Below are 14,945 nucleotides of genomic sequence, written 5' to 3'. Positions count from 1 at the left end.
ATGCCCGCCGCACCCGCTGTCGTAAACGACGTCTTCGATGCCGTCGGTTCAAATGCTTCAGTTGCATACGCCCCGGGTTCCATCAACCTGTTGGGTGAGGACTGCGCGTCCTCCGGCGGCATGCTCCTAGCCACCGCCATTCCGGCCTATGCTGCGGTCGGTATCGAGGAAATCGACGAGCAGCAGCTCATTGTCGTGTACAAGCGCGAAACTACCAAGATGGATTTCCCGGATAGCGTCCCCGCCGCTTTTTCTCAGGTGCCGACCGCTGTCGCGGCTGCCATTGTCGCATTGCAACACTCGCTGCATCTCGTTCCGCGCAACAGCAACGGCCTGAAGGTCACCATTGCCTCCACTATCGCGCCAGGTCGCGGTTTTGGAGAAATTCCGGCAATTCAGTGTGCCCTCGCACTGGCTCTCAACGCGCGTTTTGGCGACCGCGATGATGTGCCCACCCGCACGCGTATTGCCACCGCTATCCACGAGACCATGGTGCAGATTAAGGGACAGTCGTGGCCGCTGTACCCCTACACCACGGCACTGCGCAGCCGCCCGGACAGCCTGCTGTGCATCAACCACTCCGATGAGGCAGTCACGCAGACGGCGTTCCCGCAGTCGTTGGCGCTGACTGTCGCTTACTCCCCCGATGTCACCGGCGGTTCGCCCGACGAGGAGCGCTACGAGTTCTTCCAGCAAGCCTGCGCCGCTTTTGGCGTGCCGACTCTCGCTAGCCTCCCCGACTCACAGGAGCGGGTCGCGGACTGGGTGCGTGCTCGTCACGAGGTGCATCCGGACGACGAAGACATCCCCACCATCGGCCGTGCCATTCAGTGGCTTGACGAAGCCGACGCATCCTCCGACCGTGCCCGCGCAGTCATCGGCCACATCCGTCACAGCGATATTCAAGCAGCCATCGCAGGGGTTTCGCGCGATGTCAGTGAGCGTGGCTCCGCGCCGTCGGCAAGCTCTGTGCTGGGGCAGATTTCCGAGCTGACCGACACTATTGACTGCGAGAAGATTGCCCGTTGTGCGCCATGCCCGGGTGCGTCGCTGGTGATGTGGTCCCACGTCGACGACGCCGATCGGATTGCCTCCGCGCTTAACGACGGCGGTTCCGAGACCATCCGTGTGGAGAACACTGCGGCCGGCGCGGTGGTCGAGTAATGAAGCTTGTGTGAACGAGTCGGCCTATGAGCCGGATTCTGTCCCTCGGCGCTCCTTTCGGAAAGCGCCGGGTGGCGATCATCCATCTCGGTCTGCCATTGCTGACAGCCTGAAGCAGCACACCCGCGAGTATCGGACGGGCAGCCCTCAAACACTCGCGCACGCGCACGACGAAGCATGCGCGATTTTGCCTTGCTCCTGGTGGGGTTTACCTAGCCGGTGCAATCACTTGCCCCGCTGGTGCGCTCTTACCGCACCTTTTCACCCTCACCGAATCTCCACAGCTTTACGTCAAAGACATCGGCTGTGCGCCCGGCGGTCTATTTTCTGTGGCACTATTCCCGCAGGTCACCCTGGGTTGCTGTTAGCAACCACCATGCCCAGTGGAGTCCGGACTTTCCTCGACAGCGGCCTGGACACACTCTGTAAAAGAGGCGTCCGGTTCCGTTAACTGCCGCGATCACCCGGCCGGCTCGCTCGAATGGTTAGTGTACCCGCCACAACCGCAATTCAAATAACCCGCCGTGCTCGGCTGCTAACCACGCAGGTAGCTGGTGTCGTTAATCAGCCGCACTGATGTCGGCCCATCTGCGTAGAACTCCGCGATGGAGAGGCTGGCCAGGTCCAAGTGCAGGCGAGTGAAGATTTCAAAGCCGCAGCCGAGCCCCTGGCGCAGCAGCGACTTGATTGGCGTGACATGGCTGACTACCAGCACATCCGAGGCACCGAATTGTTGAGCGATGCGCTCACGCGCGGCGCTCACTCGGCTATCGACCGTGCGGAAATCCTCCCCCTCCGGTGGCGCCACGGCCGGATCCGCAAGCCAGGAACTGTGCAGCTCAGGGGTGGCGTTGTGAGCCTCGGAGAAAGTCATGCCCTCCCACTGCCCAAAGTCGGTCTCGCGCAGATCCTCTTCAAGGTGGATGTCCAGCCCGAGCGCTTTGGCTGCCGCCTCTGCTGTCTGCTGTGCACGACGCTGTGGAGAGGCCACAATCGCCGAGAAACTCATGTTGCCGCTATCGACCAGCGCCGCCAGGTGACGTGCTGCCACTTCCGCTTGCTGTCTGCCCACCTCTGTCAGGTCGGGGTTCGAACGGCTTCCCGAGTACTCCCGGCGAATCGACATTGGCGACTGCCCATGGCGCAGCAGCACCAACCGCGTGGGGTCGGTAGTCGCCCCCGTCCAGCCCGGCGCGCTATCGCGCTTGTCTGCAGCCTGGCTCATCTACTTGCCCTTCACCGCTCCCAGCGTTTCCGCACGCACAATCATCGCACCGCATTCAGGACAAAACGTCACTTCTTCCGGCGCGAGCGTGGTGAATTCATGCACGGTTCCGACATCGAGCTCCATGAAGCAGGAACCGCAGGTGCGTCCGTTCAGGCGTGCAACGGGGATCCCATTAGCAAGCGCTAGACGACGGTAAAGCTTGGCTGCCGAACCATCAATAAGCTTGTCAGCCTCCTCGATTCGGGTCTCAGCGATGGAAATGCGCGCAATGAGGTCAACCTCGGCGTCGTTAAGCCTTTGCTTGGCAGCGACGATGTCATCGTGCGCCTCGTCGGCGTCGTATTCGTGCTCAGCGTCGACCTGATAGGCCTCCTGCATGCGCTCGTACTGCTGGAGTTCCTGTTCAGCGCGTTCGCGGCGCCGCTTGGTGGAGCGCAGGTCGTGCTCGAGGTCACGGCGCGTGGATGCGTCTTCTGCGGCACCGAGCGACAGACGGTCTGCCTTTTCGCGGGCCTTCAGCTTGTTGATGTCCGATTCCAGCTTGGCAATATCGCGGCCGATATCGGAGGCGCTGAGCTTGGAGCGCGCTGCCTCACTGGCCTGACGGCTGTGCTTTTTGCGCAGCTCCTGCAACTCGGCACGCTCGGGCAGAACGTTCTGGCGGGCGGTGAGCCCATCCAACAGAGTTTGGTTTTCCGCCTTTTCCAACATCGCCACTTGGATTTGTGGACTAAGCCTCATGGTCTTCACTTCCTTGCCTGTGTCGACGATTCTGCCACTGTCCAGGGATCGGTGCGCACCTCAAGGACCTCGGTCGCGACCCCGAGCCTCTCGGCCAGCATGTCTGCGGCCTGGTAGCACCAGGGGAACTCGCTGGCCCAGTGAGCCGTGTCCACCACGCAGAAGTCCGCGGTCCGCAGTGTCTCATCGACAGGATGATGCCGCAGGTCAGAGGTAACGAACGCATCGACGCCCATCTTTGCCACAGTGTCCAGGAAAGAGTCACCTGAACCAGATGCGACGGCAACCGTGCGAATCATCCGCTCCGGATCGCCTGCGCCACGCACGCCCCATGCCGTTGCGGGCAGGCGCTCAGCCACACGGGCGACGAAGTCCTTAAATGGCATCGGCGTATCCAGCGTGCCCACTCGCCCAATGCCCACAGCCTGCTGCGGATCCAAGCCGGTAGCCTGATTGTCCACGATGTCGAAGGCAGGCTCCTCATACGGATGCGCTGCAACGAGAGCCTTGACAATCGCCGCGCGCACGGACCGTGGCGCGACCATCTCCAGGCGTACTTCCTCGACATACTCAATCTGCCCCTCGGCACCGATGAAGGGATTCGCCCCGCTCAGCGGGCGGAACTGGCCGCGGCCGTTAATGCGAAACGCACAGCTGTCGTAGTCGCCGATAGTGCCCGCGCCCGCCTCAAACATGGCTTGCGCGACCTTATCGACGTGATCTGCCGGAACCTTCACTGTCCAGGTATCCAAGCCGGGAGCCGGCTGCGGAGCCAGCGGCGCACCCGGTTCAACTCCGAGCACCGTGGCCAACTGGTCGTTGACACCCGGTCGGGCGCTGTCAGCGTTGGTGTGCGCTGCAAAAAGAGCTACACCTGCCCGAATCAGCTTATGAATAATCCGACCCTTCGGTGTATCCGCCGCCACGGAATTCACACCACGCAGAAGCAGCGGATGGTGCACAACGAGCATCTGAGCACCGGAGGCAATCGCGCGATCTGCAACCTCGTCAGTGCAGTCCAGCGCCAACGCGATGCGACGCACCTCATCCTGCGGGTCACCGCAGATCAGGCCAACTTTATCCCAGTTCTCCGCCAGTGCCGGCGGGTAGGCCGCGTCCATCGCCGCACGCACGTCGGCAACGGTCACCACTGCGTTATTGCCCTCGGCACGGGTCTGCGCAGAGTCCGTCATACATCCATCCCTTCAACATGCATTTCTCTCCAGCTTCTCTTCCAGCGTAGTGAACTCTGCCCCGACCCATCAGTTCTGCGACAGCAAATCCGCTACTTCCGCAATGAGCCGCCGCACACTGGTCTCGTCTCGCACAGCCAGCCGCCACCACGAACCGTCCAAACCGGCGAAGGTGTCGCAACGCCGCACGGCTACTCCGCGCGCAGCGAGCCGCTGTCTCAGGCGCTCGTGCTTGACGACGTCAACCTCCGCAGCGTCCGGACCATCATGCGTGCTCAGGGCAACCCCCGGGCGCGCCAGCACAAAGGGAGCCTTGGAATCCAACACCTGCCAGCCGGCGGCTACTAACAGCTGTGTCATAGCCTCGCGCTGCTGACCAATCTCAGCGCGGATTTGTGGCAACAGCTCTGCCTCGCGACACGCGATTGCCGCCATAGCGGTAAGTTGCAGCGTGCCCAGTGGCCAGTGCGGACGCAGTCGCCCCAACTTCGCCAGGAGCTCAGGGGTTCCCAGTGCGTAACCACAGCGCAGGCCTGCGATTGCCCAGGTCTTAGTCATGCTGCGGAAAACGATGACATTATCGGGGATACTGTTCGCTTCCCCCGGCCTGCAATCAGCTAGTGAGCACCGCCGAATAATCTCACCATCGGCGACGTCCATAAATGCCTCATCCACGACCAAGATCCCACAACGGCTGGCGAGCCCCCGCAGGTCATCCGCTGAATGAGCAACACCGGTGGGGTTAGTCGGATTGCCGATGATGACCATCCGACCGTCAAGCTGCTGGGAATGCGGGGAGGAGGCGTTCTCGTGGACGTCGGCAAGCGTAGGCGTGAGCGTGTACGGCGACGGTAGTACCAGCGAATCCACCCCGACTCCCGCGGCGCGGAACGCGGCTTCAGGTTCGGTGAACTGCGGCTGGACGATGGTGGCGGGCAAGCCCAGGTGCGGCAAGAGCGAAAAGCCCTCGGCGACGCCGTGGAGAAGCAGTACCTCGTCGGCGCTGCGATTGTGGTTGGTGGCAATGGCAGCGCGGACGTCGGCATCGAGCTGCGCAGACGGATACGCGGCAAGTTCTCCGAGGGACGTGGCCAGCGAGTCCTGCAGCCACTGCGGTGTGGTGCCGTGAACATTGACGGCAAAGTCCAGGTCAGCGCCATGGGCGGCCTGATCGCCGTGATAGCGCAGCGGGTCGTCTAACATGCCATCCAGCCTAATGACCTTTTAGGATGAACAATATGTCCACTGGCCATCGCCCCACTGTCCTTATTGATGTCGACGGCACCATCGCCGATTCTCTCCCCGCAATCGCACATGGGTTCCGCCTTGCATTGAAGGCAATTGACCACCCACTTCCGCCCGAGAGCTTTATCAACACGATCCCCGGCCCGCCAATGGTGGAGACACTCGCATCCCTCGGACTTTCCGACGAACAAGTCGACCGAGCCTTCGCTGTGTACATGGAGCATCAACACGCCGGTGCTTGGCAGCGTGCCGAGATGTTCCCCGGCTGGCCGGAGCTCCTGCGCGATTGGCGGGCAGCTGGTGTCCAACTAGCCACTGCGACGTCCAAGGGCGACTACTTCGCCCGCAAGACCCTGGACAATTTCGGGCTTCTCGACGCCTTTGACTTCATCGGCGCCGCCAGCGACGACGGCTCACGACAGACTAAGACTGAGGTCATTGAGTACACGCTCAAGGAGTTGGGCATTGAAACCGATGAAGCAGTGCGTCCGCACGGTTCGGTCGTAATGGTTGGCGATCGCATCCATGATTTTGAGGGCGCCGCACAGTTCGGCATCCCCGCCATCGCTGTTAAATGGGGCTACGGCTCGGAATCTGAGTGGGCATCGGCAGCGGCGGTGGCGTCCTCGCCTGAGGACCTGAATCGTGTTGTGCGGGAAATGTTGTATCTTTAAGACTCGTCAACGATTAGTGACAATCCTATTTTTATTTTCCGAGAAGTTTGGTTTTGCCTATTATGCTTATGAACTCGTCGCATCGTACTGAGTCCGTGTACGTCGTGTTTGTCTGCTCCGGAAATATCTGCCGCTCCCCCATGGCTGAAATCATCGTCCGTGACGCGGTTGAAGCCAATGCGCTTGCCGACGATGTCCTGCTCGCCTCCTGCGGAATCGGCGGCTGGCATGTCGGCGAACCCGCCGACGAGCGAGCGCAAGCCGAGCTGGAAAATGCTGGCTACGATCCGAACCACACCGCGGCACAGCTGGGCGATGAGCACATGGATGCAACGCTTTTCATCGCCATGGATGAATCGCACATCAATGGTCTACTCCACGCTGGCGTGCCAAAAGAGAAGATTCGCCTGATGCGTTCCTTCGACCCGGCATCCCCGAAGGGGGCCGTCGTGGCCGATCCTTACTACGGAGGTCCGGAGGGATTCGTCCGCACTCGAAACGAAATTGAGGCCGCGACGCCGGGAATCATCGCATGGTTGCGTGAGACTCTGGCGCTGGCCTCTGAGCGCTAAGGTTTCAAAACAACCTTTTCTTTTGTTTTGCTGGCATTGCCCCGGTTTCGAAACGCCCAAATCTTATTCAAGATGAAGTTAGCGGGCGTGCCCAAAATAACGCCGATAAGGTTTGCCCAGTAGAGGCGGTTTCTAAAGCCGGTGGAGTCGTCGAAAATATCCACCGGCAGTGCCAGCGGCGAGGTGGGGTTAGTCAGCAGCGTGATGACAACCAGGTTCACAATCAGCGCTGAGATACCTGCAAATAAAAACGGGAAGAACTGCCTAAACCAGTTCGGGCGATTGTCAGTTCGGAAGGTCCAGGACCGGTTGAGCTGGAAGTTCCAGATGTTAGCCACGACAAACGCCAGAGTTGCATAGACGTGGGAGTAACGGATATTCCACCGCGTTCCGAACAGGTTCATAAACACGTCATGCTCATTGGTGCCCAGACTGAGGCCCAACTTGCGGGCAATAATCACGACAATCAGGTTGACAACCACACCTGTGCCGCCGACCAGACCGAACTTGATGAACTGGCGCGAGACTGTGCTGAAGCGGCGTGAAGGCGAAGATTTCGCTGTTTGCGTGCCCACCACGACACCTCTCTTTCCATCTATCCCCGGGTAGATTCCCCGTCAAATACGCTCAAACAACTTTACCCGAAGTTCACTCAATCTCCGCACCGCCAACCACCAGCCGCTCTAGTGCCATCCACACCACCGGGTAAGCTCAATGAATGTGTTTAAGAATGTGCGCCAGTTTCTGACCCCTGGATGGGTTCTCACTGCCATTGTCGCCATTGCGTTTTCCTATCTCGCATTTACTGTTCTGGCTCCGTGGCAGTTGGGTAAGAACACCGCGACGCAGCATCGCAATCAGCAGCTTGAGCACTCATTCGAGCTCGACCCCGTAGATGTCAATGAGCTAATGCCCAAGGGCAAAGGATTCGTCGAGGGCAACGAATGGCGTCGCGTTACCGCCACCGGGTCCTTCCTGCCGGATACACGCGTGCTATTGCGTAACCGTCCGGTCAATGGAGCCCCCGCCGTCCAGGTACTCGATGTCTTCGTCGCTAACAATGGCGAAAACTACCTGGTCAACCGCGGCTTTGTACGCCCGACAGACTCCAGCACCCCCAATGTTGAGCCAGCCCCGAAGGGCACCTTGACTATCTCGGCCTTTACCCGCCGAAACGAGATTCCCGCCGAGACCGCCCCAATCCCCGGCACCCCGCCGCAGGTCTACGGAATCAACACCAAGGAAGTGTCCGAGCTAGTCGACACCGAACTCAACCCCGATTGGCTTCAGCTCTCGGACAAATCCGATGCCGTCATCGAGGCCATTCCACTGCCCACTCTGGAGTCCGGCCCCTACCTCTCCTACGGCATTCAGTGGATCTTCTTCGGCGCTCTCGTACCGCTGGCCGTCGTCTGGTTCATTCGTGCTGAAATCGTCGAGCGCAGACGAGACCGCGCGGAGCAAGAGGAGATGGCTAAGAACCTCCGCGATGCCGAAGCCGCGGAACCAGTAGATGACGCTGATGACTCTGAGGACGCAACACCCGAATCGGACGATGCCACCACTCCCACTCCTCCGCAGGCTAAGTCCGAAGAGGATCGCGCCGCCGAGCTGCACCGCCAGCGCATGGCGCAACGCTACGGCAACACTGGCCACCGCGCCGCAGGTTACCGCGACAACCGATACGACGAACGCTTCTAGCTCGCAGCTCGCGCCTTCGCGTGCCGGACGCATCCGGCCACAACCACAGCTCCCGCACAGCTGAGCGCAACAATATTTTGCACTCGCTTGCTCAGCTCAGCCGCACGCCGAACATCTGCCACCGCAGGTCTCCGACCACTGCCCAGCACTGGGCGCATCTCCACACCGCTGGGATACACCGTCTTACCACCCAGCTGCAGCCCCAGCGCGCCTGCAGCGCTCGCCTCCACGACGCCTGCGTTCGGGCTTGGGTGGTTGCCGGCGTCTCGTCGCCACGCTGCCAATGCTTGACGACGATCCGGACCTGCAACCACAGTTGCGACAGCTGTAAGTCTCGCGGGGAGGAACCCGGCGACGTCGTCAAGCCGTGCACTAGCCCACCCGAACTGGCGATAGCGAGCGTTGCGGTACCCCACCATCGCGTCGAGGGTATTGGCCGCTCGATGAGCGACCACACCAGGAGCTCCTGCAATGGCACCCCACATGAGAGTGCCGGTGACGGCGTCGGAGGTGTTTTCGGCGAGCGATTCAACGGTGGCTCGGGCGATGCCATCAGCGTCGAGGGATTCCGGATCACGCGAGCACAGCCACGGCACTAGCGCACGAGCGGCATTGATGTCGCCGGAGGTGAGTCGGTCGGCCATGCGTTCACCAGTGCGGCGAAGAGTGGTGCCACCAAGCGACGCCCACGTGACAGCAGCCAGCGTGAGGCTCGGAGCAACTGTGCTGGCCGCAGCGGTTAGCGCTACCGGTGTGGCCACGGCGATGGTGGTGAAAGCTACACCGCACCCTTTGGAGTCGGCGTAGATTCGGCGCTCAAGCTTGCTGACAGCCTGCCCGTAGAGGGCCACCGGATGGTGATTGGTGGGATCTGCGAAAATGCGGTCAAGCGCATATCCTGCAGCGATGACTGCACCGCGTCGCCAGAGGCGTCGACTTCTGGCTTTTATACGCAATTTAATCGAACTGTCCCTGCAGAACGGCTACGACATCGAGCGGAGTGACATGTGCTGCCGGATGACGGTGCGAAGATGCAGCCATCAAGGTGTAATCACAGGTGTGCCGGATACCGAGTAGGTGCCCAAACTCGTGTGCAAGCGTGCTGCGAATTGCATCAGGATAGAGTGTGGAAGTAACGAAAACCGTCATTTCTTTACTAATTTCCGATGCAGAAGCCAAAACGTGCGAGTTCGGCTTAGGCACGTAGCGAACGCTCACGGTATCCGAATCAGCTTTGTCTTTGGTCACTTCCCGGAGCACGACCTTGCCACCGAGCTTTTCATTCCACTCTTGGGCAGCAGCGTCCAGCTGCGCGCGGTACGGAAAGTCTGGAGCAACAACGTAGTCCAGGGTGCCGTCGGCAAGGTAGGAAGGCATCTTGTCGGAGAGATGGAGAATCGATGGATCCTCCACCGGCTCGCCTGCATTTGCGGCTTTGACCATTGCCTTACAGGTGGCAGCGTCGATTACTGGTTTACCGTCTCCTCCAATTGCGTAGGCCTGTGGGCCCGCAAGTAGAGATCCGGCAACAATGATGGTTACTAGCGATTTGGTAAAACGCACAGACCGGGAGTTTAGCACAAACAAAAATCCGCCCGGTTTCTCCATTACGAGAATCCGGACGGATTATGACTGTGCGGCGAGAGGGTTTCGAACCCCCGACCGCTGGTGTGTAAAACCAGAGCTCTACCGCTGAGCTATCGCCGCGCTGCTGCGAAACTTTAACACACGGCAAACATAGATTGCCAATTTCGCACTACACACAGCGTTTATCCAGTTTATTTAAGCAGACTTTCTCAACGACGACAGCCCGCCTCACGGCAGCCCTACCCAGCAACAGCTCAGCTAGTGGCCAAATTTAGCTGATTAGCTAAAGCCAATCAGCTAGAACCGGCTAGCTAGAGCGCTGCACCAGGCAATTGCCCTGCCAATCCCCCAGACGAAGCGCCGAGGTATTGGAGAAACCAGCAAGCTGTGCGGACTCATCAATCACGCCAGGATCAATGGCGCCCGGCTGACCAGCGCCTGGCGTGAGCAGCCAAACGCGGCCTTCATCCTCCAAAGGGCGGGAAGCATCCACAAGACCATCGACCAAGTCGCCGTCTTCTTCACGCCACCACAGCAATACGACGTCGACAACCTCATCCGTGTCTTCGTCGAGCAGGTCTGCATCCAGGAAATTCTCGACCGACTCACTGATTGCTGAGTCACAGTCTGTATCCCAGCCAACCTCCTGGACTAGCTGACCTTCCTTGATGCCGAGCCTGCTCGCATATTCATGAGCAGCGCCTGTGGCGTTGACCACTTCCCTTTTCCTCCTCTAGAAAAAATATTCAGCTCGATTTTTCGAGCTATGTGGGGAAATTTTACCGCTCAAATACATTTTTCACAGCTGCAAAATAAGAATTTCCCCAAAAAGGTGCAGTTTTCGCAGTGTTCTTCGCAATGTTCGTCGTAAAGCCGACCGGATTGTTCGGTGAAAGCGTGTGCAAGAAACGGCTAGGGGCACAACAAACGATTCAGACGTAGAGTGGAGAAAAATAACCTTTGCCTTTCCTTCAGGGACTGAAAGGAGCTCACAATGTCCGATATCTCGTCGGGTACGCCACAAGCCCACTCTGATGAGTCAAACTTTGCCCTTATCCGTGATGGGGTCGCCTCCTATCTCACGGATGCAGATCCTGAAGAGACCAAGGAGTGGCTTGAGTCTCTCGACGGACTGTTAGAAGAGGCAGGCCCGGAGCGCGCACGCTTCCTCATGCTGCGGCTGCTGGAACGTGCCACGGCAAAGCGCGTAGCTCTACCGCCACTGACTTCGACAGACCTCGTCAACACCATCCCGACTGAGATGGAGCCGGAATTCCCTGGCGATGAGGACATTGAGCGCCGCTACCGCAAGTGGATCCGCTGGAATGCGGCAATTATGGTCCATCGCGCACAGCGTCCGGGTATCGGCGTGGGCGGACATATCTCCACCTATGCGGGCGCCGCACCGCTTTACGAGGTCGGCTTTAACCACTTCTTCCGCGGCAAAGACCACCCAGGCGGCGGTGACCACGTCTTCTTCCAGGGCCACGCTTCGCCGGGTATGTACGCCCGCGCATTCCTAGAGGGGCGTCTGACCGAAGAGGACCTCGACGGTTTCCGTCAGGAAGTCTCCCTCGGCGAGGGCAATGGCCTTCCCTCCTACCCGCACCCGCATGGCATGCCGGAGTTCTGGGAGTTCCCGACGGTGTCCATGGGCCTTGGTCCGCTCAACGCCATCTACCAGGCACGCTTCAACCGCTACCTGCATGACCGCGGCATCAAGGACACCTCCCAGCAGCACGTTTGGGCCTTCCTCGGTGACGGCGAAATGGACGAGCCGGAATCTCGTGGCGCCATTCAGCATGCGGCGTTGAACAACCTGGATAACCTGACATTCGTCATTAACTGTAACCTGCAACGCCTCGACGGTCCGGTGCGCGGCAACACCAGCATCATCCAGGAGCTGGAGTCGTTCTTCCGCGGCGCTGGTTGGAATGTCATCAAGGTCGTTTGGGGCCGCGAGTGGGACGAGCTCTTCGCTAAGGACAAGGACGGCGCACTAGTCGACCTGATGAATAAGTTCTGCGATGGCGATTACCAGACGCTGAAGGCTAACAACGGCGCTTGGGTGCGCGAGCACTTCTTCGGCCGTGACCCGCGCACTGCCAAGCTGGTCGAGGACATGACCGACGAGGAGATTTGGAACCTCCGTCGCGGTGGCCACGACTACCGCAAGATTTACGCTGCCTACAAGAAGGCCTTGGAGACCAAGGACCAGCCGACCGTCATTCTGGCGCACACGGTTAAGGGCTATGGCCTCGGCCATAACTTCGAGGGCCGCAACGCGACCCACCAGATGAAGAAGCTGACGCTCGATGATCTGAAGCTTTTCCGCGATAACCAGCGCATTCCGATCTCCGACGAGGAGCTGGAGAAGGATCCTTACCTGCCGCCGTACTACAACCCGGGCCCGGAGTCCGAGGAAGTGCAGTACATGCTGGAGCGCCGCAAGGAACTCGGCGGTTTCGTGCCGGAGCGTCGCACTAGCTACGAACCACTGACAACGCCAAAGCCGGAAACCCTGAAAAACCTCCTCAAGGGATCAGGTAAGCAAAAGGTTGCCACCACTATGGCGACGGTGCGTGTTTTCAGGGACCTGATGCGCGATAAGGATCTCAAGGACCGCTTCGTGCCTATCATCCCTGATGAGGCCCGCACTTTCGGCATGGACTCCTGGTTCCCGACGCTGAAGATCTACAACCCGCACGGCCAGAACTACACCCCGGTCGACCATGAACTGATGCTGTCCTACAAGGAAGCGAAGGACGGCCAGATTCTGCACGAGGGCATTTCTGAGGCGGGCTCTGTGGGGTCGTTTACCGCTGTCGGCTCGGCGTACGCCACCCATGGCGTGGCCATGATTCCGCTCTACATCTTCTACTCGATGTTCGGTTTCCAGCGCACGGCTGACTCCATCTGGGCTGCCGGTGACCAAATGTCCCGCGGCTTCCTACTCGGCGCTACCGCCGGTCGCACGACGCTGACAGGTGAAGGCCTGCAGCACATGGACGGTCACTCCCAGCTGCTGGCAGCTACGAACCCGTCCGTGGTCTCCTACGACCCAGCATTCGGCTACGAGATTGCTTACATCGTCTGCGACGGTATCGACCGCATGTATGGTCCGGAGCGCGGCGAAGATGTCATTTACTACCTCACTATCTACAATGAGCCGACTTCGCAGCCGGCTGTCCCGGAAGACCTCGATGTCGAAGGGCTGCTTGGCGGTATCTACCGCTTCCGCAAGGCTGAGGGCGACAAGCATGTCAACCTGCTGGCTTCCGGCATTGGCATGCAGGAGGCGCTGCGCGCCGCGGACATCCTGGAAGACTACGGTGTGGCTTCCTCGATTTACTCGGTGACTTCGTGGAATGAGCTGGCTCGCGATGGACACGAGCGTGACACTGAGCGTCTGCACAACCCGGCTGAAGAGGTCGAGGACGCCTTCGTTACCCGCCAGCTGTCCGACACCGATGGGCCATTCATCGCAGTGACTGACTTCCAGCGTGCGGTCCCGGAGCAGATTCGCAAGTGGGTTCCAGGTGACTACACCGTCCTCGGCACCGATGGCTACGGCTTCTCGGATACCCGTCCGGCCGCTCGCCGCTACTTCAATTCCGACGGCGAGTCAGTCGCTGTTGCGGCCCTGGCCGCACTGGCACGCGCTGGCAAGCTCGACAAGAGTGTCGCCCAGGAAGCAGCCGAAGAGCTGCAGATTACCGATCCAACCGCAACCACTCAGGGCGCTGAATAATGACCTCTAGCCTTGGAGATCAGCTCAGCGCCCTACTGGGCACACAGGTCACCGGGGCCAGGGACGCTGACGATGCCAATGCAGCGAACGCGGGCTCGAAGAAGGGTTCCGCCGACGCTGACCTGCCCGCAGGTCTTCACGGAGAGGTCGCGGCAATCGTCAAAAAGATGGCTAACGACGCGGTGGAGTCCTTAGAGCTCCCCACTCCGCTGACCGACTACGGCTTTGACCGCTTGAGCGTCGTAGAGTTGGCCGTCCGCTGTGAGGAAGAGCTGGGAGTCCGCATTGAGGACGAGGACATTCCCTCGTTTAAGACCCTTGGCGATGTAGTTGACTACATCGCCGCCCGGCGCGGGTAGAGCTGCAGCACGTTAGCTGCCTCTACCCCACCGAGGTCTGCGTTGCCAGCGGTCGAGTTGCCGCTGGCACTGTCGGGTCCGGCAGGGGTGGACGTCGTAAAGCACTCTTCGGGGGCGTAGCCTGCCGTCATCATGCGCATCGGCTCTAACACGCGATCCCACGGCCCGCCGATGGCCGCGTCGAGGGCGCCTGCGATGTCGCCGCCGCGTGCCATGATGGAACGCAGCGCATCCTCGTTGACCACGATGTTTCCGGCGGCATCGGTCTGTCCGGCGAAAGTCCCCAGCTGCGGGGTATGGCAGTAGCGCATGCCATCGATGGCGTAGCCGTCATCATCCACGGCTGGGTCTTGCGCCAGCTCGAAATAGAGGCGCGGCCACCTAGCCAGGTTGTCCACCAGTGTGGCGATGGTGTCAGCACTTGCAGTGAAAGGCACCTCGGCGCACAAAGTGGCATCCTGGTCGGTCGCACGCCAAATATCCCGGCCTGGCTTAGTGCCATCGGGCATGCTGAGTCGGGCCAGCGCCCACGTGATGTGTGGTTGCAGCGGCCCTGGCATGCTGTGAATCCACAGAACGCCTGAAAGTTGGGTGCGCATAGACGAAGGTCCTCGGAAAAGTTGCGGTCAATTGGTGTAAGACGAGATTCGTCTTCCCCTACGAACTCATCCAACGACACTTGCCACACTGCAGAAAAAGCACTGCGGTAAAACAACACTTCTGAGGTTTG

15 protein-coding genes, 1 tRNA gene and 1 other RNA gene are annotated in these 14,945 nt (G+C 60.0%); 6 read left to right on the top strand and 11 right to left on the bottom strand.

The genetic code is table 11. The annotated features are described in order from the left end of the window. Complete coding sequence (locus QKE19_RS01540; protein WP_070438627.1) at positions 1-1,164, top strand: galactokinase family protein; 1,164 nt, start codon at positions 1-3, stop codon at positions 1,162-1,164. Positions 1,165-1,175: 11 nt separating this feature from the next. Here the strand turns inward: QKE19_RS01540 and rnpB are convergent. From rnpB to cobC, 5 genes are all read right to left on the bottom strand, one after another. Next, positions 1,176-1,640: RNase P RNA component class A (rnpB, locus tag QKE19_RS01535), an RNA gene on the bottom strand. 59 nt (positions 1,641-1,699) lie between these two features. Then, positions 1,700-2,389, bottom strand: coding sequence for a histidine phosphatase family protein (locus QKE19_RS01530; protein WP_076772136.1), 690 nt, complete (start codon positions 2,387-2,389; stop codon positions 1,700-1,702). Beyond that, a complete protein-coding gene (locus tag QKE19_RS01525) occupies positions 2,390-3,133 on the bottom strand; it encodes a C4-type zinc ribbon domain-containing protein (protein WP_049189597.1) in 744 nt (247 codons plus the stop codon). A gap of 5 nt (positions 3,134-3,138) precedes the next feature. Further along, the gene (locus QKE19_RS01520; protein ID WP_070858928.1) at positions 3,139-4,326 is read right to left on the bottom strand and encodes a Nif3-like dinuclear metal center hexameric protein; all 1,188 of its coding nucleotides are present in this window, start codon (positions 4,324-4,326) and stop codon (positions 3,139-3,141) included. Positions 4,327-4,395: 69 nt separating this feature from the next. Further along, a complete protein-coding gene (gene cobC / locus QKE19_RS01515; RefSeq protein WP_049170167.1) occupies positions 4,396-5,529 on the bottom strand; it encodes an Rv2231c family pyridoxal phosphate-dependent protein CobC in 1,134 nt (377 codons plus the stop codon). 35 nt (positions 5,530-5,564) lie between these two features. Here cobC and QKE19_RS01510 point away from each other — a divergent pair, with 35 nt between their 5' ends. Both QKE19_RS01510 and QKE19_RS01505 read left to right on the top strand, forming a co-directional pair. Then, positions 5,565-6,245, top strand: a complete 681-nt coding sequence (locus QKE19_RS01510; protein ID WP_049170165.1) for an HAD hydrolase-like protein — start codon at positions 5,565-5,567, stop codon at positions 6,243-6,245. Positions 6,246-6,307: 62 nt separating this feature from the next. Beyond that, a complete protein-coding gene (locus QKE19_RS01505) occupies positions 6,308-6,817 on the top strand; it encodes a low molecular weight protein-tyrosine-phosphatase (protein WP_016423075.1) in 510 nt (169 codons plus the stop codon). Here the strand turns inward: QKE19_RS01505 and QKE19_RS01500 are convergent. Then, positions 6,814-7,392 carry a GtrA family protein gene (locus QKE19_RS01500; protein ID WP_016423076.1) on the bottom strand — a complete coding sequence of 193 codons (579 nt, stop codon included), beginning with the start codon at positions 7,390-7,392 and terminating at the stop codon, positions 6,814-6,816. The genes QKE19_RS01505 and QKE19_RS01500 overlap by 4 nt on opposite strands. 139 nt (positions 7,393-7,531) lie before the next feature. Between QKE19_RS01500 and QKE19_RS01495 the strand changes: the two genes are divergently transcribed. Then, entirely contained in the window at positions 7,532-8,518 is a 987-nt protein-coding gene (locus QKE19_RS01495) for an SURF1 family cytochrome oxidase biogenesis protein (RefSeq protein WP_049170162.1), read from the top strand. Here the strand turns inward: QKE19_RS01495 and QKE19_RS01490 are convergent. The 4 genes from QKE19_RS01490 to QKE19_RS01475 all read right to left on the bottom strand — a co-directional run bounded on the left by QKE19_RS01490 (position 8,515) and on the right by QKE19_RS01475 (position 10,823). Next, positions 8,515-9,474: a cobalamin biosynthesis protein gene (locus QKE19_RS01490; protein WP_246824243.1), complete on the bottom strand. Its 960-nt coding sequence runs from the start codon at positions 9,472-9,474 to the stop codon at positions 8,515-8,517. The two genes, QKE19_RS01495 and QKE19_RS01490, sit on opposite strands and share 4 nt — an antisense overlap. Position 9,475: 1 nt before the next feature. Beyond that, positions 9,476-10,081: a hypothetical protein gene (locus tag QKE19_RS01485; RefSeq protein ID WP_141698021.1), complete on the bottom strand. Its 606-nt coding sequence runs from the start codon at positions 10,079-10,081 to the stop codon at positions 9,476-9,478. A gap of 72 nt (positions 10,082-10,153) precedes the next feature. Further along, positions 10,154-10,225, bottom strand: a tRNA-Val gene (locus tag QKE19_RS01480). A gap of 187 nt (positions 10,226-10,412) precedes the next feature. Then, positions 10,413-10,823 (bottom strand): DUF3052 domain-containing protein, encoded by a 411-nt coding sequence (locus QKE19_RS01475; protein ID WP_005511050.1) that lies wholly within the window; start codon positions 10,821-10,823, stop codon positions 10,413-10,415. Positions 10,824-11,099: 276 nt separating this feature from the next. Between QKE19_RS01475 and aceE the strand changes: the two genes are divergently transcribed. Next, positions 11,100-13,856, top strand: coding sequence for a pyruvate dehydrogenase (acetyl-transferring), homodimeric type (gene aceE / locus QKE19_RS01470; RefSeq protein WP_347890185.1), 2,757 nt, complete (start codon positions 11,100-11,102; stop codon positions 13,854-13,856). Beyond that, positions 13,856-14,215, top strand: coding sequence for an acyl carrier protein (locus QKE19_RS01465; protein WP_187404726.1), 360 nt, complete (start codon positions 13,856-13,858; stop codon positions 14,213-14,215). Before aceE ends, QKE19_RS01465 begins: the two co-directional genes overlap by 1 nt. Here QKE19_RS01465 and QKE19_RS01460 read toward each other — a convergent pair. Then, positions 14,191-14,814: a DUF3145 family protein gene (locus tag QKE19_RS01460; protein WP_069359222.1), complete on the bottom strand. Its 624-nt coding sequence runs from the start codon at positions 14,812-14,814 to the stop codon at positions 14,191-14,193. The genes QKE19_RS01465 and QKE19_RS01460 overlap by 25 nt on opposite strands. Positions 14,815-14,945: the final 131 nt, after the last annotated feature.

Source organism: Corynebacterium sp. c8Ua_99 (genome assembly GCF_039907185.1).
Classification (GTDB): Bacteria; Actinomycetota; Actinomycetes; order Mycobacteriales; family Mycobacteriaceae; genus Corynebacterium; species Corynebacterium jeikeium_D.
Note: the sequence above shows the minus strand (reverse complement) of the source record. Positions and strands in the feature narration are given on the sequence as shown.